Raw genomic sequence first — 20924 nt, 5'->3', positions numbered from 1 at the left:
CGTCAACTTACGTCATTTTTCCGCCCAACAGTAATATAATCAAACAAATTAATCCCGCAACATAACACCAGTAAAATCAATAATTTTCTCTAAGTCACTTATTCCTCAGGCAATTGTTAATATATCAAGAACGTTCCTCATAATATATTTTCCCACTTTCTTCTCGTTACGCTTAATTTGACTAATTCTCATTAGCGACTAATTTTAATGAGTGTCGACACACAACACTCATATTAATGAAACAATGCAACGCAACGGGAGAAATAACATGGCCGAACATCGTGGTGGTTCAGGAAATTTCGCCGAAGACCGTGAGAAGGCATCCGACGCAGGCCGTAAAGGCGGTCAGCATAGCGGCGGTAATTTTAAAAATGATCCGCAACGCGCATCTGAAGCGGGTAAAAAAGGCGGTCAACAAAACAGTGGTAATAAATCAGGTAAATCCTGATTCACCGTTAATTATTAATATCAGCTGATAAAGATAATTGCATCTGCGGGCCGTATGGCTCGCAGTGATTCCACTGGAGAAAAATATGAATATCAAGACCATGGAAGATGTATTTATTCACCTACTTTCAGATACCTACAGCGCAGAAAAACAATTAACCCGAGCACTGGCAAAACTCGCAAGAGCAACATCAAACGAAAAATTAAGTCAGGCTTTTCATGCGCACCTCGAGGAAACACATGGACAGATTGAACGTATTGATCAAGTTGTGGAATCAGAATCGAATCTGAAAATTAAGCGCATGAAATGTGTGGCAATGGAAGGTCTTATTGAAGAAGCTAATGAGGTCATCGAAAGTACCGAGAAAAACGAAGTGCGTGATGCCGCACTGATTGCCGCAGCACAGAAAGTCGAGCATTATGAGATTGCCAGTTACGGGACATTAGCGACGCTGGCTGAACAATTAGGTTACCGTAAAGCAGCGAAGCTTCTGAAAGAAACCCTGGAAGAAGAAAAGGCCACCGACATCAAACTGACTGATCTGGCCCTTAATAACGTAAATAAGAAAGCCGAAAATAAAGCCTGAAATATGAACTTTAACTTTTAGTCATTTTATAAAGAGGACATTTTCATGAATCGTATTGAACATTATCATGACTGGTTACGTGACGCCCATGCAATGGAAACGCAAGCCGAATCTATGCTTGAATCCATGGCCAGCCGTATAGATAATTATCCTGAACTACGTGCTCGTATTGAACAACATCTTAGTGAAACCAAAAACCAGATTGTTCAACTGGAAACTATTCTTGATCGTAATGACATTTCACGTTCAGTCATTAAAGATTCCATGAGTAAAATGGCTGCGCTTGGGCAGTCAATCGGTGGTATATTCCCTTCTGATGAAATAGTCAAAGGTTCTATTAGCGGGTATGTCTTCGAGCAATTTGAAATCGCCTGTTATACTTCACTATTAGCAGCAGCAAAAAATGCCGGTGATACAGCCTCAATTCCGATCATCGAAGCGATTTTAAATGAGGAAAAGCAAATGGCCGACTGGCTGATTCAGCATATTCCGCAAACAACTGAGAAATTTTTAATTCGCTCTGAAACTGATGGCGTAGAAGCGAAGAAATAATACCCTTTATGCCATGTCCTTATTGACCCCGTATATTACGGGGTCGTTTTTGTGCGGAATTAAAAACGATATCCTGCTGAGAACATAAACACCCACGGATCGAGGCGTACGCTATCATGTTGCTGTGCACCGCCCAGTTTATAATTGGCGGTGGTATCGATATCCATGTACCACACTGACATGTTAACCAACCAGTCACGGTTAATCAGATAATCAACCCCCACCTGCCCGGCAGCTCCCCAGGAATCTTTCAGACTGAGATCGGAAAGCCCCGCCTCTTTGCCATGATCGTTAAATCCATTATCAAAGAAGGTGGTGTAGTTAATACCTGCCCCAACATAAGGACGGAATTTGCTGCTGGCATCACCAAAATACCACTGCGCCATCAGTGTTGGCGGCAGATGATGAACGGTTGCAATATCGCCGGTCGCCCGGGTGCCGATTTTATGGCGGAACGGCGTCGCTGCCAGTAATTCCACACCAATGTTGTCGGTCGCCATATAAGTAAACGTCAGGCCCAGTTGAGTGTTATTGGTCACGCTGAATCCACCCAGACTTCCTAACGTACCACCAGCACCTTCTGTTGGACGTACGGTTGCAGAACCTGCACGCGTAAAAAATTCGCCTGCTTCATGCGCATAGGCACTGCCAGAGAGAAGAGTTGTTACTGCCAAAGCCGCCACTGTTAACTTTTTCATATCCGCTCCGTCGTTATGGTTATAAAAACGTGACGAATATACCTACATTGGAGTAACAAATGATCCTACATAGATCACATTACATATGATAATTCACCCTTTATTGATCTGGATTAATTTAGAAGTTGCATTGAGAATCCTGGTTAACGTGATTTAAATCAATTTTTAAATATTTTCGCTACGCAAATATTAACTCGTTCGCCACTTGCAGCGGTTTGCCCACGCCTGAAGGCCAGCAATTACCTCCGCTTTACAAAGATATGCTTTTCCATACAAGACCTGATGCTGCCACCCGAGGCTTAACCAGGGTACAATTGCCCGCTAATTAACACCTGCATAAAACTCAAGGAGAGTGCATGTCTATCACGGCGCAGTCCGTATACCATGACACCGGAAATTTCTTCCGTAATCAATTTATGACCATTCTGTTGGTATCGTTGCTATGTGCGTTTATCACAGTGGTGTTAGGGCATGTTTTCTCACCCAGTGATGCACAGCTTGCGCAGCTCAATGACGGCGTGCCCGTTAGCGGCAGTAGTGGGTTGTTCGACCTGGTTCAGAATATGTCACCGGAACAGCAACAAATTTTGCTGCAGGCTTCAGCGGCGTCCACTTTTTCAGGATTAATCGGTAACGCCATTCTCGCCGGAGGCGTAATATTAATTATCCAGCTGGTGTCTGCGGGTCAGAGAGTCAGTGCGCTGCGAGCTATTGGTGCCAGTGCGCCGATATTGCCAAAGTTATTTATTCTGATTTTTCTGACTACCCTTTTAGTACAGATTGGCATCATGCTAGTGGTCGTTCCGGGAATTATCATGGCCATTTTACTGGCCCTGGCACCGGTGATGTTGGTACAGGACAAAATGGGCGTTTTTGCCTCGATGCGTAGCAGTATGCGGCTGACTTGGGCGAATATGCGTCTGGTGGCGCCCGCAGTACTGAGCTGGTTGCTGGCAAAGACACTGTTGCTGCTTTTTGCCTCTTCTTTTGCCGCATTAACCCCGGAAATTGGTGCCGTACTGGCGAACACCTTGAGCAACCTGATTTCAGCCGTATTGCTCATCTATCTGTTCCGTCTGTATATGTTGATTCGCCAATAACCTTAAGCATTTGATTACGGAATCGTAAAATGAAGCAGTTTCTTGATTTTTTACCGCTGGTTGTCTTTTTCGCGTTTTACAAGATTTATGACATCTATGCGGCTACTGCGGCGCTGATCGTCGCCACGGCGATTGTGCTTATCTATAGCTGGGTTCGCTTTCGTAAGGTTGAGAAGATGGCCCTGATCACTTTTGTTCTGGTGGTCGTCTTCGGTGGCTTGACGCTGTTCTTCCACAATGATGAGTTTATAAAATGGAAGGTTACTGTCATTTATGCCCTGTTTGCGGGTGCCCTGTTAGTCAGCCAATGGGTGATGAAAAAGCCGCTAATTCAGCGGATGCTGGGTAAAGAACTCACTCTGCCGCAACCGGTATGGTCGAAGCTGAATCTGGCCTGGGCTGTTTTCTTTATCCTTTGCGGTCTGGCAAACATCTACATCGCATTCTGGCTGCCGCAAAATATTTGGGTCAACTTTAAAGTCTTTGGCCTGACCGCCCTTACCTTAATCTTCACATTGTTAAGCGGTATCTATATCTACCGCCACATGCCGCAGGAAGATAAATCCTAACCAGACTGCCAGTCCTTCGGGGCTGGCGCTGTATCTCCTCTGTTCTCCTCAGGAAAATCATAGTAGCATCGCGCCTGTGATTTTCCTTTTAAGTCGGTTTTACCATGTCTACAACACATAACGTCCCTCAGGGCGATCTTGTTTTACGTACTTTAGCCATGCCCGCCGATACCAATGCCAATGGTGACATCTTTGGTGGTTGGTTAATGTCACAAATGGATATTGGCGGCGCTATTCTGGCGAAAGAAATTGCCCACGGTCGCGTAGTGACTGTGCGGGTTGAAGGAATGACTTTCTTACGGCCGGTTGCGGTCGGCGATGTGGTGTGCTGCTATGCACGCTGTGTCCAGAAAGGGACGACATCGGTCAGCATTAATATTGAAGTGTGGGTGAAAAAAGTAGCGTCTGAACCAATCGGGCAACGCTATAAAGCGACAGAAGCATTATTTAAGTATGTCGCGGTTGATCCTGAAGGAAAACCTCGCGCCTTACCTGTTGAGTAATAGTCAAAAGCCTCCGGTCGGAGGCTTTTGACTTTCTGCTTACTGAATTTCGGTGGTGCCGTTAATTTTAAACAGGATATTCACCACAATCCCACTGCCTGGCTTACCCGGCTCATAACGCCATCTGCGCATCGCATTTTTCACCTCACGCTCAAACATGTTCGCAGGCTTGGCTGAGAGGATTTGTACGTTATCCACGCGACCATCCGGCGTGACGTCAAATTTAACTTTAACCTGCCCTTCAATGCGCAATGCCTGTGCTCGTGCCGGATACTGCGGCTGATTACGGCTTAATGCGCGTGGTCCTGAAGCCACACTGGTAACCGGCTTGCTGGTTGCAGCCGTTGCTGTACTTGATGTCGGGCGTGCCGGTGCCGTATTTTCAAACGGTGATGCCGGACGCGACTCTACGGGTTTGACATCGCGTTTTGGCTGCTCCTGTACCTTTTTCACCGGCTTCGGTTTTGGCTTAGGTTTCGGCTTCGGCTTTTCAATGACCACCGGTGCTTCTTTTGGCGGTTCGGGGATCGGCTCAGGTTCCGGTTCTGGCTCTACCACCGGCTCCGGTGGCGGCTGAACGGCTTGTGGCGGTTCGAGATCAGCAGGCGCAACCATCGTGACAGAAATCGGCTGCGCAGGCGCAGGTAGTTCAATAACCTGATGTACCGAGGTATAGAGCAGACCCGCCACAACAGCACCATGAATGCAGACCGAAAGTAACGTCGGCCAGGGGAAGCGGCGAGGTAAATCAAGGGTCATTGAAGTCATAATCATTTCAGTAGAAAAACCAGGTCTCGATTTTAAATGCAAATAGCAATCATATTCAATAAGGCAAGACGATCAGGATCAGTGAAAATGTCATTTTTGGCGTAATTGACCTTACTTTATGCATGGTCTTAACAAAGACATCATCTTTCCGTTGCAGATCTTCGCCCTTTCAAATAACGTACTTTACAACTTTCCCGAACAAGGAGTTGTGCCCGTGTTGTATGTTATTTACGCTCAAGACAAAGCTGATAGCCTCGAAAAACGCCTTTCCGTTCGTCCGGCACATTTAGCACGTTTACAGTTACTGCATGATGAAGGTCGTTTGTTGACAGCTGGTCCAATGCCAGCGGTAGACAGTAACGATCCAGGGGCTGCGGGATTTACTGGCTCAACCGTTATTGCTGAATTTGAATCGCTGGAAGCAGCTCAGGCCTGGGCCGATGCTGACCCGTACGTAGCGGCAGGAGTCTATGAACACGTTTCAGTGAAACCATTTAAGAAAGTGTTCTGAGTAGAGATCCAATATTTAAGGGCACGGTTTTTGCAACCGTGTTCTTGTTTGGCCTTTTCTTATAGGTCGGTCATTGCATTCACCACCACAAGCAGATAATAACTTTATCTGTATTTCTTTATATGATGTGAGCATGTTCAGGAAAAATGCCCTTTCCTGACGCAGAGTTGCTCACTCAAAACCTTTGATTACTGCGGATAAAGTCATCTACTATTGTTTAACACATTCACGTGTCGCATGTATGTTCAGAAAATGTGCACGTTAAGATAATTAAACAAAATTGTGGTTACAGAGGTATCAGTGAGTCACTGGGCTACATTCAAACAAACAGCAACAAATTTATGGGTGACCCTACGGCACGACATTCTCGCGCTGGCCGTCTTTTTAAATGGGTTGCTTATTTTTAAAACAATCTATGGTATGTCGGTCAATTTGCTTGATATTTTCCATATCAAAGCATTTTCAGAGTTGGATCTCTCCTTGCTGGCAAACGCCCCACTATTTATGCTCGGCGTCTTTCTTGTCCTGAACTCCATTGGCTTACTGTTCCGGGCAAAGCTCGCATGGGCAATCAGTATCATTTTGTTGTTGATAGCGCTAATTTACACCCTGCATTTTTATCCCTGGCTGAAATTTAGTATTGGATTTTGCATTTTTACGCTGGTGTTTTTACTGATACTGCGCAAAGACTTCTCCCACAGTAGCGCCGCAGCCGGGACAATTTTTGCATTTATTAGTTTCACGACATTACTGTTTTACTCAACCTACGGTGCGCTTTATTTAAGCGAAGGTTTTAATCCGCGAATAGAAAGTTTGATGACCGCGTTCTATTTTTCGATAGAAACCATGTCAACCGTCGGCTATGGCGATATTGTCCCTGTTTCTGAATCAGCACGATTGTTCACTATTTCGGTCATTATTTCCGGCATTACCGTTTTTGCCACATCTATGACCTCAATTTTTGGTCCGCTTATCCGCGGGGGATTCAACAAACTTGTAAAAGGAAACAATCATACAATGCATCGTAAAGATCATTTTATTGTTTGCGGACATTCGATTCTCGCTATCAATACGATCCTGCAACTGAATCAACGCGGACAAAACGTAACGGTTATCAGCAACTTGCCTGAAGATGATATCAAGCAACTTGAGCAACGCTTAGGCGATAACGCTGATGTTATCCCCGGTGACAGTAATGACAGTTCAGTATTAAAGAAAGCGGGAATCGATCGTTGCCGGGCCATTCTGGCGCTGAGTGATAACGATGCAGATAACGCGTTTGTTGTACTCTCGGCAAAAGATATGAGCAGTGATGTCAAAACAGTTCTCGCCGTCAGTGATAGCAAAAACCTGAATAAGATTAAGATGGTACATCCGGATATCATTCTCTCACCGCAACTGTTTGGCAGCGAAATTCTGGCGCGAGTTTTAAATGGTGAAGAGATTAATAATGATATGCTCGTTTCAATGTTGTTGAACTCAGGTCATGGTATTTTCAGCGATAACGATGAACAAGAAACGAAAGCTGACAGTAAAGAATCGGCGCAAAAATAGAGTTTAAAGACGGAAGAGTAAACTTATTGGGCACCGCAATGGTGCCCAGTACATTTAGATATTGTAGATCGCAAACAATAACGAGTTACGCTGTTTGTTTAGAATGCACTTCCTGATGCTGTGGATACGCATATTTCGGCGCGACTGCCCCTCAAGCCAACGCGATTTACGTCGGCTAGCCTGACGCTGCATGCGCCAGCGCCCCACTTCCGTTCTACTCCGCTTCATGTTAACTACTCTATGCAATAACAGAATGGTCATTATACCCCCGCCCCCGACGCTGACCAGTGCTTTTCCCGCGTTTTTATTTGCCAGATGAATCCATATGCGTAAACTCATAACAATGCGCTTTCAAAAGGATTTCTAATCTATGACAACCGTTTATACGTTGGTGAGTTGGTTGGCCATTCTGGGATACTGGTTGCTCATTGCAGGCGTAACTTTACGCATTCTAATGAAACGACGCGCAGTTCCCTCCGCGATGGCCTGGCTGTTGATTATTTACATTCTGCCGTTAGTCGGAATTATTGCCTACCTTGCCGTTGGCGAGCTCCATTTAGGCAAACGCCGCGCTGAGCGCGCCAGAGCGATGTGGCCTTCCACCGCAAAATGGCTTAACGACCTTAAAGCCTGTAAGCATATCTTCGCCGAAGAAAATAGCAGTGTCGCTGCGCCATTATTCAAGCTTTGCGAGCGTCGTCAGGGGATCGCTGGGGTCAAAGGGAATCAGCTACAACTGATGACCGAGTCAGATGATGTGATGCAGGCGTTAATCCGCGACATCCAGCTCGCGCGCCATAATATTGAGATGGTGTTTTATATCTGGCAGCCCGGCGGCATGGCGGACCAGGTGGCTGAATCATTAATGGCCGCTGCGCGACGCGGCATTCATTGTCGATTGATGCTCGACTCCGCCGGGAGTGTGGCTTTTTTCCGCAGCCCGTGGCCCGAGCTAATGCGTAATGCCGGTATTGAAGTGGTCGAAGCCTTAAAGGTCAATCTGATGCGTGTGTTTTTACGCCGTATGGACCTGCGCCAACATCGCAAGATGATCATGATCGATAATTACATCGCGTACACCGGCAGCATGAATATGGTCGATCCTCGCTACTTCAAACAAGATGCGGGCGTAGGGCAATGGATTGATCTGATGGCGCGTATGGAAGGCCCCATCGCCACCGCGATGGGGATTATTTATTCCTGCGACTGGGAGATTGAAACAGGGAAACGCATTCTACCGCCACCACCAGATGTCAATATTATGCCGTTTGAACAGGCCAGCGGTCACACCATTCACACAATTGCTTCTGGCCCTGGCTTTCCGGAAGATCTCATTCACCAGGCATTATTGACTGCGGCTTATTCGGCGCGTGAATATTTGATCATGACCACGCCCTACTTTGTGCCAAGCGATGATTTACTTCATGCGATTTGCACGGCGGCGCAGCGCGGGGTGGATGTCAGTATTATCCTTCCGCGAAAAAATGACTCGATGCTGGTCGGCTGGGCCAGTCGCGCATTCTTTACGGAACTGCTGGCTGCTGGGGTTAAAATTTATCAGTTTGAAGGCGGGTTACTGCATACCAAGAGCGTGCTGGTCGATGGCGAACTAAGTCTGGTTGGCACAGTTAACCTTGATATGCGTAGTCTGTGGCTAAATTTCGAGATTACCCTGGCAATCGACGATAAAGGTTTTGGTGCTGACCTTGCCGCCGTTCAGGACGATTATATTTCGCGTTCACGTCTGCTCGATGCCCGTTTATGGCTAAAACGTCCATTATGGCAACGTGTCGCCGAGCGACTGTTTTACTTCTTCAGTCCGTTGCTGTAAAACGTCGCCAACAGAGGTTAAACAGGTAGTGACTATGGATATGGATCTAAACAATCGCCTGACTGAAGATGAAACGCTTGAGCAGGCCTACGATATTTTTCTCGAACTGGCTGCCGACAATCTCGATCCAGCTGATGTTCTGCTGTTCAATCTTCAGTTTGAAGAGCGCGGCGGCGCGGAGTTATTCGATCCGGCGGAAGACTGGCAGGAACATGTTGATTTCGATTTGAACCCAGACTTTTTTGCCGAAGTGGTGATTGGTCTGGCGGACAGTGAAGATGGTGAAATCAACGATGTTTTCGCCCGCATTCTGTTATGCCGCGAAAAAGATCACAAACTTTGCCATATCATCTGGCGGGAATAAATAATCGCTTTCGGCGTGAAAAAGGGCTGACAACTGTCAGCCCTTATTGTGTTTAAAGCGGATCGACTTTCAGGCAAGAAACGGCGTGTCTGAAACTCCCCTCCAGAACAGGACGTGTTTTGGCGCACTCCGGACCGGCAATCGGGCAACGGGTACGGAAAACACAACCGGAAGGCGGGTTGATCGGCGACGGTAATTCCCCTTCCAGTAACTGGATGGTTTTGTTCTTCTCCAGATCCGGATCAGGTATGGGGACTGCCGACATCAATGCCCTGGTGTAAGGATGTAGTGGATTGTGGTAGACCTCATCATAGGTCCCCAGTTCTACCGCATGGCCGAGATACATCACCAACACACGATCGGAAATGTGTTTTACCACGGCCAAGTCATGAGCGATAAAAATTAATGACAATCCCATCTCACGTTGCAGCTGCTGGAGCAGGTTGACCACCTGCGCCTGAATTGACACGTCCAGCGCCGAAACCGGCTCATCGCAGATAATCAGCTTCGGTTCAAGAATAAGAGCACGAGCAATCCCGATACGCTGGCACTGCCCACCGGAGAACTCATGCGGATAGCGGTTAATCAGGTTAGGCAATAACCCGACTTTCAGCATCATCGCCTTCACGCGCTCGCGAACTTCCTGGCGTGACATTTTCGGATGATAAGTACGCAGTGGTTCAGCGATGATCTCGCCGATGGTCATACGCGGGTTTAGCGATGCCAACGGATCCTGGAAAATCATCTGAATATCACTGCGAACGGCACGCCATTCATCGGGCTTCATGCCCAGCAACTCTTTACCTAACCAGGCAACATGACCGTCGGTCGCCTTGACCAAACCGATGATGGCGCGAGCAAAGGTGGACTTACCGCATCCCGATTCCCCTACCACACCTAATGTTTCCCCTTCATACAGGCGAAGAGTGACACCATCGACGGCTTTGAGCGTTTTCGGCGGTTGCCAGAACCACTGTTTGCCATCTTTGATTTCAAAGTGCACTTTAAGATCGGCGATTTCAAGGAGGACTTTTCTTCCTTCAGTTACAGCATTCATAACAGTTCCTCCACCGGTTTAAAGCAAGCACGCAGACGGCCAGGCGTAAACTCTTCCAGCGGCGGTGCGCTACTACAAATTTCCATCGCATGTGGACAACGTGGCTGGAACGGGCAACCTTTCGGTAATCGCAGCAAGTTTGGCGGATTACCCGGGATGGTCAACATTGTTTCACCTTCCGCATCAAGACGCGGCACCGCGTTGAGCAAACCGATAGAATAAGGATGAACGGGTTGATAAAAGACATCGCGCGCATTGCCATATTCCATCGTGCGCCCGGCGTACATTACCAGCACTTTGTCACAGATCCCCGCCACCACGCCAAGATCGTGGGTGATCATAATGATGGCGGTATTAAATTCCCGCTTCAGTTCATTTAATAGCGTCATGATCTGCGCCTGTACGGTGACGTCCAGCGCAGTAGTGGGTTCATCCGCAATCAGTAGCTTAGGTCGACATAGCAATGCCATCGCAATCATGACTCGCTGACGCATGCCGCCAGAAAATTCGTGCGGGTACATTTTCATGCGTTTACGCGCTTCCGGCATTTTTACCGCATCGAGCATCCGCACCGACTCTTCAAACGCCTCAGCTTTGCTCATGTTCTTATGCAGCATCAGCACTTCCATTAACTGCTCACCGACGCGCATATAGGGATTCAACGAAGTCATTGGGTCCTGAAAAATCATTGAGATTTGTTCAGCGCGCAGTTTATTGAGTTCATGCTCTGGCAAATTGAGGATTTCACGCCCATTGAAGGTTGCCGATCCGCCAATACGTCCGTTGGCAGCCAACAGGCCCATCAACGCAAATGCAGTTTGCGATTTACCCGAACCAGACTCACCTACAATACCCAGCGTTTCTCCGGCACGTAGGGAAAAATTCAAATCATTGACCGCCGTGACGTCGCCGTCCGGGGTACTAAAGGTGACACGCAAATCTTTCACGTTCAGCAGTGCGTCAGCCTGTTGTTGTGCGAGCGGCACAGTTGCAGTTTCAATTACGCTCATGGCTGCACTCCTTAACGATCTTTCGGGTCGAGGGCATCACGCAAGCCATCGCCGATAAAGTTGAAACAAAACAGCGTCACCACGAGGAATCCCGCTGGGAACAACAATAACCATGGAGAGACTTCCATCGAGTTCGCGCCATCACTCAGCAATGCACCCCAGCTGCTTAACGGCTCTTGCGTACCCAACCCCAGGAAGCTAAGGAAAGATTCAAAGAGGATCATGCTGGGCACCAGAAGTGATGCGTAGACCACCACCACACCGAGTACATTCGGCACAATGTGGCGAATAACAATGCCCGATGTCGATACACCGCCAACTTGTGCCGCCTCAATAAACTCTTTGCGCTTCAGACTCAGGGTTTGCCCACGCACAATACGAGCCATATCCAGCCAGGAAACCATGCCAATCGCCACGAAAATCAGCAGGATGTTTTGACCGAAAAAGGTCACAAGCAAAATGACGAAGAACATGAATGGGAAGGAGTTGAGGATTTCCAGCAGACGCATCATTACCGAATCCACTTTACCGCCCAGATAACCGGAAAGCGAACCGTAAAGTGTCCCCACGACCACTGCCACCAGTGCCGCAGCAACACCGACCATGAGTGAGATACGCCCGCCAATCGCAACGCGCACAAGCAGGTCGCGACCGGATGAGTCAGTACCAAAGTAGTGACCGGACTCCATATCCGGGGCGCTGGACATCATCGCCCAGTCAGTATCGTCATAGGCAAACTGCGAAAGCATCGGTGCCAGGATTACAAATAACGCGATCAGCACCAGCACTATCAGACTGGCAACCGCCGCACGGTTATGCATAAAACGTCGACGTGCGTCCTGCCACAAGCTGCGCCCTTCGACCTCCAGCTTTTCACTGAAATTTTCCAGCGTCTCGCTGTTTTTCTTACTTAACATCATCGCGAGCTCCAGTATCAGTAACGGATTTTCGGGTCGATAACCGCATATAGCACATCGACAATGGCATTAAACAAAATGGTTAAAGCACCAACCAGGATGGTCAGGCTTAACACTAAGGAATAGTCACGGTTCAATGCGCCATTAACGAACAGTTGCCCAATCCCCGGCAAACCATAAATGGTTTCGATAACCATAGAACCGGTAATAATGCCGACAAATGCGGGGCCCATATAGGAGAGCACGGGTAACAGAGCAGGTTTTAATGCGTGGCGTAAAATGATCCGCCGCATAGGTAACCCTTTCGCCCGGGCAGTACGAATAAAATTGGAGTGTAATACTTCAATCATAGAGCCACGGGTAATACGCGCAATACTGGCGATATAGGCGAGTGACAACGCCACTATCGGCAATATCATGAATTTAAGCGCCCCACCATTCCAGCCACCGCCCGGCAGCCAATGCAAAATGATCGCAAATATCATGACTAATAATGGCGCAACCACAAAACTGGGGATAACAACCCCGGTCATTGCCAGCCCCATCACGGTATAGTCCCATTTGGTGTTTTGTTTTAATGCGGCAATAACGCCAGCACTAACACCCAGTATTACCGCAAGGAAAAATGCTGCGGCTCCCAGTTTGGCAGAAACGGGAAAACTGGATGCCACCAGGTCATTGACCGAATAATCTTTATATTTAAACGATGGACCGAAATCACCGTGCGCCAGTTGTTTCAGGTAGCTGAAATACTGTGTCATGATCGGATCATTAAGATGATATTTCGCTTCGATATTGGCCATCACTTCAGGCGGTAAAGTACGTTCGCCGGTAAAAGGGCTTCCCGGCGCGAGGCGCATCATAAAGAACGAAATAGTAATAAGAATAAATAGCGTCGGAATCGCTTCCAGACAGCGACGTAGAATAAATTTTAACATTGCCCTACCTTCTGGCCTGTGCCTTCTGTAATGCGATAAAAATCAGACACCGTGGAGCAGGACACTCCTGCCCCACGTATTGCCATTAGTGCTTCACAATGTACATATTCCGGGTATAGGTATTATCCAACGGATCTTTGCCGGTATAGCCACCAACCCACGGTTTCACCAGACGCGCATTCACGTAGTAATAAACAGGAACAATGGCCGAATCCTTATCCAGCTGTTGTTCTGCTTTAGTGTACAGAGCTGTGCGCTGCGCCTCGTCAGTCACTTTCAGCGTTTCCGCCATAATGCTGTCAAAGGCCGGGCTCTTATAATGCGCGGTATTCATCGAGCTGTTCGACAGCATGGTGTTCAGGAAGGAAGTTGGTTCGTTGTAGTCAGCACACCAGCCTGCACGGGCCACATCAAAAGTACCCTGGTGACGGGTGTCGAGGAACGTTTTCCACTCCTGGTTAACCAGTTTGACGTTTACACCAATGTTTTTCTTCCACAATGAAGAGGCAGCAATCGCCAGCTTTTTATGCAGATCGGAGGTGTTATACAGCAGGTTGATGGTCAACGGTTTGTCTGCGGTATAACCCGCTTCAGCCAGCAGTTTTTTCGCTTCTTCGTTACGTTTTTCCTGGCTCCAGCCAAACCATTCTGGCTGAGTCAATTTTGCGCCATCAGTATACGGTGGAGTGTAACCATAGGCGGGCATGTCGCCCTGCGCTTTCACTTTATTAACAATGATATCGCGGTCCATACCTAGTTTCAGTGCGGTACGCACACGCACATCGTTGAATGGCGGTTTCTGGTTGTTAATTTCGTAATAGTAAGTGCACAGGTATGGATCAACGTGAACTTCGTCCGGGATCTCTTTTTTCAGCTTCTGGAACAATTCGATCGGCATGTTGTTATACGTCATGTCGATTTCACCACTACGGTAGCGGTTAACATCGGTAACTTCAGAAGCAATAGGCAAATAGGTTACCTGGTTAATAACGGTTTTCGCGTTGTTCCAGTAGGTTGGGCTGCGTTCAAGAACGATTCGTTCGTTTACGACCCAATCTTTTAAGGTATAGGCACCGTTGGTGACGATATTACCAGGCTGGGTCCATTTTTCGCCGAATTTCTCGATAGCGGCTTTTGGCACCGGTGAAGTTGATGGGTGAACAAGTAATTTATAGAAGTACGGAACGGGTTCACTTAAGGTGACTTCTAATGTGTGATCATCAATAGCTTTCACGCCGAGATCGGTAATCGGTTTTTTCCCTTCAAGAATTTCATCAATACCGGCGATATGCCCATATTGCAGATAACTGGCATACGGAGAAGCGGTGTTCGGATCAACAGAACGTTGCCAGCTATACACAAAGTCTTGTGCTGTGACTGGCGTGCCATCAGACCATTTCGCATCTTTACGCAAATGGAAGGTCCAGACTTTCGCGTCTTTATTATCCCAGGATTCAGCGACGCCAGGTGCCGGATGGCCGTCAAGATCGCTGACCAGTAAGCCTTCAAACAGGTCTCGGCTGATATTAGACTCCGGAACACCTTCAATTTTGTGCGGATCTAATGACTGAACTTCTGAACCATTGTTACGTACCAGCGTTTGTTTTTCCGCCAGTGTGACGCCTGCGGGTACATCAGCTGCCAGCGCGACATTCCCTGCCATTAGCGCAGCCAGAACGCCAGCTGCTACTAAACTTCTCTTGGTGATGTTGGTCATTGTTTTTTGGACTCCCTCATTATAATTACTGGTATTAACCAGCATGTGTAATCCCGGATTGGGACCCTGCACAGGCTCGGAGACTTTCTGCTGTCAGGTTACTTTATCGTTACGGATTGCTATCACCGACTTTATTTATTCTGGTGATTCAGACGATCACCTTATGTCGATTCGTACTGTGTCTCCCCTGTCGAGACACATTATTCTTTCACGACGCTCTTTAATTGTTAATTATTCTCATTACCAATAAAGAATCGCCTGGCGGTTGCCCGGAAAGTACCAAATGCGCTTCTTACTCGCCAATACATTTTGCAAAATTGTTAAGCAATTCTCTTTTATTGACCGTATCAGAATCTATAGCTTGCATCCATGTCTTAACAAACATCTTTCAATTCAATCAAATAGAGATTGGTTAAGCATGTCTATCTTTTCTGATTACAGTTCCAGTAGTGAAATGCACAATAATTTAACAATTGATTATTATTTAGCACTTTCCTCTACCAAAGGCAGTGGAATTACTAATATCATTTCAATTATTCTTCAGCAAGCCCAGGATTATGATGTGGCGAAAATAACATGATGGTGAGGAGAAGCAGTTAAGGAAATCCTTATAACTAACTGTAATTTGAGAAGAATATTTTTACCTATTCCTTTTGCTTTTGATAACTGGGCGGGAACAAAGTAAAAATAATGACGAAGTAAACGGAGCATGGCAGCTCCGTTTCATTTGAAAGGAATTAATTAAGCAGGCCGGGGAAAATCCCCTTAATACCAGTAACGATAAATTCAATCCCCAATGCCATCAGCAATAGCCCCATAATACGCGTAATCACGTTGATGCCGGTCTGGCGTAAAACCCGTACCAGCCACGGTGCCATGCGGAACAATCCCCAACAACATAAAGCGAACAATGCAATAGCCACAAAGAAACCAAACAGATAGCTAATGCTGTGATAACGCGTACCCCAGACGATGGTAGAACTGATCGCCCCTGGCCCCGCCATCAACGGCAACGCCAGTGGCACCACACCAATGCTTTCACGTACCGCGGTTTCTGATTTTTCTTGCTTGTTCTGTTTATCCTCGCCAAGCTTGCCGCTGATCATCGACATCGCTATCGTCACCACCAGGATGCCCCCGGCGATACGGAACGAATCAATTGATATACCAAAAAGTTGCAGAATCGTGTCGCCGAGAAAAAGCGAGATCCACAAGATAATGGCCACAGACAGGTTGGCTGTAAGGTTAGTTTTGTTTCGCGCTGCCGCTGTCTGATAACTGGTCATGCTGATAAAGACGGGAATAATCCCTACCGGGTTGACCAGCGCAAATAACCCGATGAAAAATTTGAAGTAAACGGGAAAATCAAAAAGGGTCTGAATCACGGTTAGCTCCGAAGCAAAAGCCGGATAATGTTAGCCATAAATAAGGTTGAAAAGACGCGCTGACAATACGCCTTTTGACAGCATTTTTCACCTCCTAACTACTTAAAATTGCTATCATTCGTTATTGTTATCTAGTTGTGCAAAACATGCTAATGTAGCCACCAAATCATACTACAATTTATTAACTGTTAGCTATAATGGCGAAAAGCGATGCTGAAAGGTGTCAGCTTTGCAAAAATTTGATTTGGATCACGTAATCAGTACCCAGAAGTGAGTAATCTTGCTTACGCCACCTGGAAGTGACGCATTAGAGATAATAACTCTAATGTTTAAACTCTTTTAGTAAATCACAGTGAGTGTGAGCGCGAGTAAGCTTTTGATTTTCATCGGTTAAGCAAATCATCACCGCACTGACTATACTCTCGTATTCGAGCAGATGATTTACTAAAAAAGTTTAACATTATCAGGAGAGCATTATGGCTGTTACTAATGTCGCTGAACTTAACGCACTCGTAGAGCGTGTAAAAAAAGCCCAGCGTGAATATGCCAGTTTCACTCAAGAGCAAGTAGACAAAATCTTCCGCGCCGCCGCTCTGGCTGCTGCAGATGCTCGAATCCCACTCGCGAAAATGGCCGTTGCCGAATCCGGCATGGGTATCGTCGAAGATAAAGTGATCAAAAACCACTTTGCTTCTGAATATATCTACAACGCCTATAAAGATGAAAAAACCTGTGGTGTTCTGTCTGAAGACGACACTTTTGGTACCATCACTATCGCTGAACCAATCGGTATTATTTGCGGTATCGTTCCGACCACTAACCCGACTTCAACTGCTATCTTCAAATCGCTGATCAGTCTGAAGACCCGTAACGCCATTATCTTCTCCCCGCACCCGCGTGCAAAAGATGCCACCAACAAAGCGGCTGATATCGTTCTGCAGGCTGCTATCGCTGCCGGTGCTCCGAAAGATCTGATCGGCTGGATCGATCAACCTTCTGTTGAACTGTCTAACGCACTGATGCACCACCCAGACATCAACCTGATCCTCGCGACTGGTGGTCCGGGCATGGTTAAAGCCGCATACAGCTCCGGTAAACCAGCTATCGGCGTAGGCGCGGGTAACACTCCGGTTGTTATCGATGAAACTGCTGATATCAAACGTGCAGTTGCATCTGTACTGATGTCCAAAACCTTCGACAACGGCGTAATCTGTGCTTCTGAACAGTCTGTTGTTGTTGTTGACTCTGTTTATGACGCAGTACGTGAACGTTTCGCAACCCACGGCGGCTATCTGTTGCAGGGTAAAGAGCTGAAAGCTGTTCAGGACGTTATCCTGAAAAACGGTGCGTTGAACGCGGCTATCGTTGGTCAGCCAGCCTATAAAATTGCTGAACTGGCAGGCTTCTCTGTACCAGAAAACACCAAGATTCTGATCGGTGAAGTGACCGTTGTTGATGAAAGCGAACCGTTCGCACATGAAAAACTGTCCCCGACTCTGGCAATGTACCGCGCTAAAGATTTCGAAGACGCGGTAGAAAAAGCAGAGAAACTGGTTGCTATGGGTGGTATCGGTCATACCTCTTGCCTGTACACTGACCAGGATAACCAACCGGCTCGCGTTTCTTACTTCGGTCAGAAAATGAAAACGGCTCGTATCCTGATTAACACCCCGGCTTCTCAGGGTGGTATCGGTGACCTGTATAACTTCAAACTCGCACCTTCCCTGACTCTGGGTTGTGGTTCCTGGGGTGGTAACTCCATCTCTGAAAACGTTGGTCCGAAACACCTGATCAACAAGAAAACCGTTGCTAAGCGAGCTGAAAACATGTTGTGGCACAAACTTCCGAAATCTATCTACTTCCGCCGTGGCTCCCTGCCAATCGCGCTGGATGAAGTGATTACTGATGGCCACAAACGTGCGCTCATCGTGACTGACCGCTTCCTGTTCAACAATGGTTATGCTGATCAGATCACTTCCGTACTGAAAGCAGCAGGCGTTGAAACTGAAGTCTTCTTCGAAGTAGAAGCGGACCCGACCCTGAGCATCGTTCGTAAAGGTGCAGAACTGGCAAACTCCTTCAAACCAGACGTGATTATCGCGCTGGGTGGTGGTTCCCCGATGGACGCCGCGAAGATCATGTGGGTTATGTACGAACATCCGGAAACTCACTTCGAAGAGCTGGCGCTGCGCTTTATGGATATCCGTAAACGTATCTACAAGTTCCCGAAAATGGGCGTGAAAGCGAAAATGATTGCTGTCACCACCACTTCTGGTACAGGTTCTGAAGTCACTCCGTTTGCGGTTGTAACTGACGACGCTACTGGTCAGAAATACCCGCTGGCGGACTATGCGCTGACCCCGGATATGGCGATTGTCGACGCCAACCTGGTTATGGACATGCCGAAGTCCCTGTGTGCTTTCGGTGGTCTGGACGCAGTAACTCACGCCATGGAAGCTTATGTTTCTGTACTGGCATCTGAGTTCTCTGATGGTCAGGCTCTGCAGGCACTGAAACTGCTGAAAGAATATCTGCCAGCGTCCTACCACGAAGGGTCTAAAAATCCGGTAGCGCGTGAACGTGTTCACAGTGCAGCGACTATCGCGGGTATCGCGTTTGCGAACGCCTTCCTGGGTGTATGTCACTCAATGGCGCACAAACTGGGTTCCCAGTTCCATATTCCGCACGGTCTGGCAAACGCCCTGCTGATTTGTAACGTTATTCGCTACAATGCGAACGACAACCCGACCAAGCAGACTGCATTCAGCCAGTATGACCGTCCGCAGGCTCGCCGTCGTTATGCTGAAATTGCCGACCACCTGGGTCTGAGCGCACCGGGCGACCGTACTGCTGCTAAGATCGAGAAACTGCTGGCATGGCTGGAAACGCTGAAGGCTGAACTGGGTATTCCGAAATCTATCCGTGAAGCTGGCGTTCAGGAAGCAGACTTCCTGGCGAACGTGGATAAACTGTCTGAAGATGCATTCGATGACCAGTGCACTGGCGCTAACCCGCGTTACCCGCTGATCTCCGAGCTGAAACAGATTCTGCTGGATACCTACTACGGTCGTGATTATGTAGAAGGTGAAACTGCAGCGAAAAAAGAAGCCGCTCCGGCTAAAGCTGAGAAAAAAGCGAAAAAATCCGCTTAATCAGTAGCGCTGTCTGGCAACATAAACGGCCCCTTCTGGGGCCGTTTTTTTGTTTACCCAAAGTAACTTTTCCATAAACCGACAGCATTAGCCTTCATCATATTTGCGACGATGTATAACGCCTAAACACAGGGATAGTGTACTTTACAGGTCACAAGTCAACGTCGGTGCTTAAGAGCCCTGTGAGGCGTATAGCGGCGTTAAAAACTGCCGAGAAGGGTGTATAGCCCGGAAGAAGTGCGTAAAACGAACTGACAGGATAAAAGTGCCCTGCTCACCCTGTCAGTAAAGAAATTCTTATTAATCGTGGCGATGCCTTTCCTGAATAGCCGTTAATGAGCCGACTTGTAACGCCTCTTTATAGTGTTTACGGCATACAGAAACGTATCGTTCATTACCACCAATAACCACCTGCTCACCTTCGTTATAAGGTCTGCCTGCTTGATCAAGACGCAGCACCATGCTTGCTTTACGGCCACAAAAACAGATGGTTTTTAATTCAACCAGTTTGTCGGACCATGCCAGTAAGTATTGGCTGCCAATAAATAATTCACCTCGAAAATCGGTACGTAAACCATAACAAAGTACGGGTATATCGAGTTGATCGACAACCTCCGATAATTCATATACTTGTTGTCTGGTTAAAAACTGGCATTCATCAACCAGTACGCAATGAATTGCCTGCTGTTCATGTTCCGCACGAATCTCATCAAATAATGATGAATTTTGGTTAAATAATTTTGCAGGCGATGACAAACCTATACGCGAACTGACTTTCCCGGCACCAAAGCGATCATCAATTTCTGCCGTATATACGACAGTGCGCATGCCGCGTTCCTGGTAATTGTATGAAGATTGCAACAATGCTGTAGACTTACCCGCATTCATTGCGGAATAGTAGAAATATAGCTGTGCCATCAGCCACAGGCCCTCAATGATATGAAATAAAGTTGGCTGGAGTTTATCATAATTCGTCAGTTTTTCAGCTCAACAGTATGCACAGAAGTGGTATATGCGTTCTCCCTTACGAAGCCTTGCATAATCCTTCTGAGCTATCATTACAACTGCCTCGCTTGTTATAAGCGGGTAAATGACTGCTGGTAACTATTCACAATCTTTAACCTGTTGCGCAAGTAATAGCCCTCTGTTGACCTCCAGGAGATAGTGCAATACTAAGTCCCTGCTCTTATTGCGACTGTTCTACTTTTCATCATTCGCTTAATAGGGAATTCTCGTAAACACGACTAATACAGAAGACTGAAAG

At 47.2% G+C, this 20924-nt stretch carries 23 protein-coding genes and 1 pseudogene; 13 read left to right on the top strand and 11 right to left on the bottom strand.

The window, feature by feature from the left end; all coding sequences use genetic code 11:
* Nucleotides 1–268 precede the first annotated feature (268 nt).
* From HUZ68_RS10265 to HUZ68_RS10255, 3 genes are all read left to right on the top strand, one after another.
* Entirely contained in the window at nt 269–448 is a 180-nt protein-coding gene (locus tag HUZ68_RS10265) for a con-10 family general stress protein (RefSeq protein ID WP_021556734.1), read from the top strand.
* A gap of 85 nt (nt 449–533) precedes the next feature.
* Nucleotides 534–1034, top strand: a complete 501-nt coding sequence (locus HUZ68_RS10260) for a YciE/YciF ferroxidase family protein (RefSeq protein WP_021556733.1) — start codon at nt 534–536, stop codon at nt 1032–1034.
* 45 nt (nt 1035–1079) lie between these two features.
* Nucleotides 1080–1586, top strand: a complete 507-nt coding sequence (locus tag HUZ68_RS10255; RefSeq protein WP_021556732.1) for a ferritin-like domain-containing protein — start codon at nt 1080–1082, stop codon at nt 1584–1586.
* 59 nt (nt 1587–1645) lie between these two features.
* Here HUZ68_RS10255 and ompW read toward each other — a convergent pair whose 3' ends face one another.
* Complete coding sequence (gene ompW, locus HUZ68_RS10250; RefSeq protein WP_239594167.1) at nt 1646–2284, bottom strand: outer membrane protein OmpW; 639 nt, start codon at nt 2282–2284, stop codon at nt 1646–1648.
* A 239-nt stretch (nt 2285–2523) separates the two neighbouring features.
* Between ompW and HUZ68_RS10245 the strand changes: the two are divergent.
* The 4 genes and pseudogenes from HUZ68_RS10245 to yciA all read left to right on the top strand — a co-directional run.
* Nucleotides 2524–2613, top strand: a pseudogene (locus HUZ68_RS10245) (YkgJ family cysteine cluster protein); the annotation flags it as partial.
* A gap of 27 nt (nt 2614–2640) precedes the next feature.
* On the top strand, nt 2641–3384 hold the full coding sequence (locus tag HUZ68_RS10240; RefSeq protein WP_096846790.1) for a YciC family protein: 744 nt from the start codon (nt 2641–2643) through the stop codon (nt 3382–3384).
* A gap of 29 nt (nt 3385–3413) precedes the next feature.
* Nucleotides 3414–3953, top strand: a complete 540-nt coding sequence (locus HUZ68_RS10235) for a septation protein A (protein WP_000808667.1) — start codon at nt 3414–3416, stop codon at nt 3951–3953.
* Nucleotides 3954–4057: 104 nt separating this feature from the next.
* Nucleotides 4058–4456 (top strand): acyl-CoA thioester hydrolase YciA, encoded by a 399-nt coding sequence (gene yciA / locus HUZ68_RS10230; protein WP_000108160.1) that lies wholly within the window; start codon nt 4058–4060, stop codon nt 4454–4456.
* Between the two features lie 39 nt (nt 4457–4495).
* On the opposite strand, the gene tonB is transcribed toward yciA, so the two are convergent.
* Nucleotides 4496–5224 (bottom strand): TonB system transport protein TonB, encoded by a 729-nt coding sequence (tonB, locus tag HUZ68_RS10225; RefSeq protein WP_169254070.1) that lies wholly within the window; start codon nt 5222–5224, stop codon nt 4496–4498.
* A 214-nt stretch (nt 5225–5438) separates the two neighbouring features.
* On the opposite strand from tonB, the gene HUZ68_RS10220 reads away from it, so the two are divergent.
* Together HUZ68_RS10220 and kch are read left to right on the top strand one after the other, a co-directional pair.
* Complete coding sequence (locus HUZ68_RS10220; protein WP_000967595.1) at nt 5439–5735, top strand: YciI family protein; 297 nt, start codon at nt 5439–5441, stop codon at nt 5733–5735.
* A gap of 300 nt (nt 5736–6035) precedes the next feature.
* Nucleotides 6036–7289 (top strand): voltage-gated potassium channel protein, encoded by a 1254-nt coding sequence (gene kch / locus HUZ68_RS10215; protein ID WP_000020078.1) that lies wholly within the window; start codon nt 6036–6038, stop codon nt 7287–7289.
* Between the two features lie 54 nt (nt 7290–7343).
* Here kch and HUZ68_RS10210 read toward each other — a convergent pair whose 3' ends face one another.
* On the bottom strand, nt 7344–7517 hold the full coding sequence (locus HUZ68_RS10210; RefSeq protein ID WP_001309467.1) for a YciY family protein: 174 nt from the start codon (nt 7515–7517) through the stop codon (nt 7344–7346).
* A gap of 142 nt (nt 7518–7659) precedes the next feature.
* Here HUZ68_RS10210 and cls point away from each other — a divergent pair, with 142 nt between their 5' ends.
* Both cls and HUZ68_RS10200 read left to right on the top strand, forming a co-directional pair.
* Nucleotides 7660–9120 (top strand): cardiolipin synthase, encoded by a 1461-nt coding sequence (gene cls / locus HUZ68_RS10205; protein ID WP_000214516.1) that lies wholly within the window; start codon nt 7660–7662, stop codon nt 9118–9120.
* Between the two features lie 34 nt (nt 9121–9154).
* Nucleotides 9155–9484: an HI1450 family dsDNA-mimic protein gene (locus tag HUZ68_RS10200; RefSeq protein ID WP_000366959.1), complete on the top strand. Its 330-nt coding sequence runs from the start codon at nt 9155–9157 to the stop codon at nt 9482–9484.
* Between the two features lie 52 nt (nt 9485–9536).
* On the opposite strand, the gene oppF is transcribed toward HUZ68_RS10200, so the two are convergent.
* From oppF to oppA, 5 genes are all read right to left on the bottom strand, one after another.
* Nucleotides 9537–10541: a murein tripeptide/oligopeptide ABC transporter ATP-binding protein OppF gene (gene oppF, locus HUZ68_RS10195; RefSeq protein ID WP_000994905.1), complete on the bottom strand. Its 1005-nt coding sequence runs from the start codon at nt 10539–10541 to the stop codon at nt 9537–9539.
* Nucleotides 10538–11551, bottom strand: a complete 1014-nt coding sequence (gene oppD / locus HUZ68_RS10190) for a murein tripeptide/oligopeptide ABC transporter ATP-binding protein OppD (RefSeq protein ID WP_000110945.1) — start codon at nt 11549–11551, stop codon at nt 10538–10540. The genes oppF and oppD overlap by 4 nt, the downstream gene beginning before the upstream one ends.
* A gap of 11 nt (nt 11552–11562) precedes the next feature.
* Complete coding sequence (oppC, locus tag HUZ68_RS10185) at nt 11563–12471, bottom strand: oligopeptide ABC transporter permease OppC (protein WP_000979661.1); 909 nt, start codon at nt 12469–12471, stop codon at nt 11563–11565.
* A 14-nt stretch (nt 12472–12485) separates the two neighbouring features.
* Entirely contained in the window at nt 12486–13406 is a 921-nt protein-coding gene (gene oppB, locus HUZ68_RS10180) for an oligopeptide ABC transporter permease OppB (RefSeq protein WP_149493526.1), read from the bottom strand.
* An 85-nt stretch (nt 13407–13491) separates the two neighbouring features.
* Nucleotides 13492–15123 carry an oligopeptide ABC transporter substrate-binding protein OppA gene (gene oppA, locus HUZ68_RS10175; protein ID WP_001297114.1) on the bottom strand — a complete coding sequence of 544 codons (1632 nt, stop codon included), beginning with the start codon at nt 15121–15123 and terminating at the stop codon, nt 13492–13494.
* 283 nt (nt 15124–15406) lie between these two features.
* On the opposite strand from oppA, the gene HUZ68_RS10170 reads away from it, so the two are divergent.
* Nucleotides 15407–15703 carry a hypothetical protein gene (locus HUZ68_RS10170; protein ID WP_001211521.1) on the top strand — a complete coding sequence of 99 codons (297 nt, stop codon included), beginning with the start codon at nt 15407–15409 and terminating at the stop codon, nt 15701–15703.
* A 157-nt stretch (nt 15704–15860) separates the two neighbouring features.
* On the opposite strand, the gene ychE (HUZ68_RS10165) is transcribed toward HUZ68_RS10170, so the two are convergent.
* Both ychE (HUZ68_RS10165) and ychE (HUZ68_RS10160) read right to left on the bottom strand, forming a co-directional pair.
* Entirely contained in the window at nt 15861–16508 is a 648-nt protein-coding gene (gene ychE, locus HUZ68_RS10165) for an NAAT family transporter YchE (RefSeq protein WP_000616773.1), read from the bottom strand.
* 30 nt (nt 16509–16538) lie between these two features.
* Nucleotides 16539–16592: a protein YchT gene (ychE, locus tag HUZ68_RS10160; protein WP_211180492.1), complete on the bottom strand. Its 54-nt coding sequence runs from the start codon at nt 16590–16592 to the stop codon at nt 16539–16541.
* Nucleotides 16593–16984: 392 nt separating this feature from the next.
* On the opposite strand from ychE (HUZ68_RS10160), the gene adhE reads away from it, so the two are divergent.
* Entirely contained in the window at nt 16985–19660 is a 2676-nt protein-coding gene (gene adhE, locus HUZ68_RS10155; protein WP_000301651.1) for a bifunctional acetaldehyde-CoA/alcohol dehydrogenase, read from the top strand.
* 300 nt (nt 19661–19960) lie between these two features.
* On the opposite strand, the gene tdk is transcribed toward adhE, so the two are convergent.
* Nucleotides 19961–20578, bottom strand: coding sequence for a thymidine kinase (gene tdk, locus HUZ68_RS10150; RefSeq protein ID WP_000068079.1), 618 nt, complete (start codon nt 20576–20578; stop codon nt 19961–19963).
* Nucleotides 20579–20924 lie beyond the last annotated feature (346 nt).

It is taken from the genome of Shigella dysenteriae, from assembly GCF_022354085.1.
GTDB lineage: Bacteria > Pseudomonadota > Gammaproteobacteria > Enterobacterales > Enterobacteriaceae > Escherichia > Escherichia coli.
Note: the sequence above shows the minus strand (reverse complement) of the source record. Positions and strands in the feature narration are given on the sequence as shown.

Coding starts and splice junctions, on each gene's coding strand:
- HUZ68_RS10265 (WP_021556734.1), top strand. CDS start 269: ATGGCCGAACATCGTGGTGGTTCAGGAAATTTCGCCGAAGACCGTGAG.
- HUZ68_RS10260 (WP_021556733.1), top strand. CDS start 534: ATGAATATCAAGACCATGGAAGATGTATTTATTCACCTACTTTCAGAT.
- HUZ68_RS10255 (WP_021556732.1), top strand. CDS start 1,080: ATGAATCGTATTGAACATTATCATGACTGGTTACGTGACGCCCATGCA.
- ompW (WP_239594167.1), bottom strand. CDS start 2,284: ATGAAAAAGTTAACAGTGGCGGCTTTGGCAGTAACAACTCTTCTCTCT.
- HUZ68_RS10240 (WP_096846790.1), top strand. CDS start 2,641: ATGTCTATCACGGCGCAGTCCGTATACCATGACACCGGAAATTTCTTC.
- HUZ68_RS10235 (WP_000808667.1), top strand. CDS start 3,414: ATGAAGCAGTTTCTTGATTTTTTACCGCTGGTTGTCTTTTTCGCGTTT.
- yciA (WP_000108160.1), top strand. CDS start 4,058: ATGTCTACAACACATAACGTCCCTCAGGGCGATCTTGTTTTACGTACT.
- tonB (WP_169254070.1), bottom strand. CDS start 5,224: ATGACTTCAATGACCCTTGATTTACCTCGCCGCTTCCCCTGGCCGACG.
- HUZ68_RS10210 (WP_001309467.1), bottom strand. CDS start 7,517: ATGAAGCGGAGTAGAACGGAAGTGGGGCGCTGGCGCATGCAGCGTCAG.
- cls (WP_000214516.1), top strand. CDS start 7,660: ATGACAACCGTTTATACGTTGGTGAGTTGGTTGGCCATTCTGGGATAC.
- HUZ68_RS10200 (WP_000366959.1), top strand. CDS start 9,155: ATGGATATGGATCTAAACAATCGCCTGACTGAAGATGAAACGCTTGAG.
- oppF (WP_000994905.1), bottom strand. CDS start 10,541: ATGAATGCTGTAACTGAAGGAAGAAAAGTCCTCCTTGAAATCGCCGAT.
- oppD (WP_000110945.1), bottom strand. CDS start 11,551: ATGAGCGTAATTGAAACTGCAACTGTGCCGCTCGCACAACAACAGGCT.
- oppC (WP_000979661.1), bottom strand. CDS start 12,471: ATGATGTTAAGTAAGAAAAACAGCGAGACGCTGGAAAATTTCAGTGAA.
- oppB (WP_149493526.1), bottom strand. CDS start 13,406: ATGTTAAAATTTATTCTACGTCGCTGTCTGGAAGCGATTCCGACGCTA.
- oppA (WP_001297114.1), bottom strand. CDS start 15,123: ATGACCAACATCACCAAGAGAAGTTTAGTAGCAGCTGGCGTTCTGGCT.
- HUZ68_RS10170 (WP_001211521.1), top strand. CDS start 15,407: ATGCGCTTCTTACTCGCCAATACATTTTGCAAAATTGTTAAGCAATTC.
- adhE (WP_000301651.1), top strand. CDS start 16,985: ATGGCTGTTACTAATGTCGCTGAACTTAACGCACTCGTAGAGCGTGTA.
- tdk (WP_000068079.1), bottom strand. CDS start 20,578: ATGGCACAGCTATATTTCTACTATTCCGCAATGAATGCGGGTAAGTCT.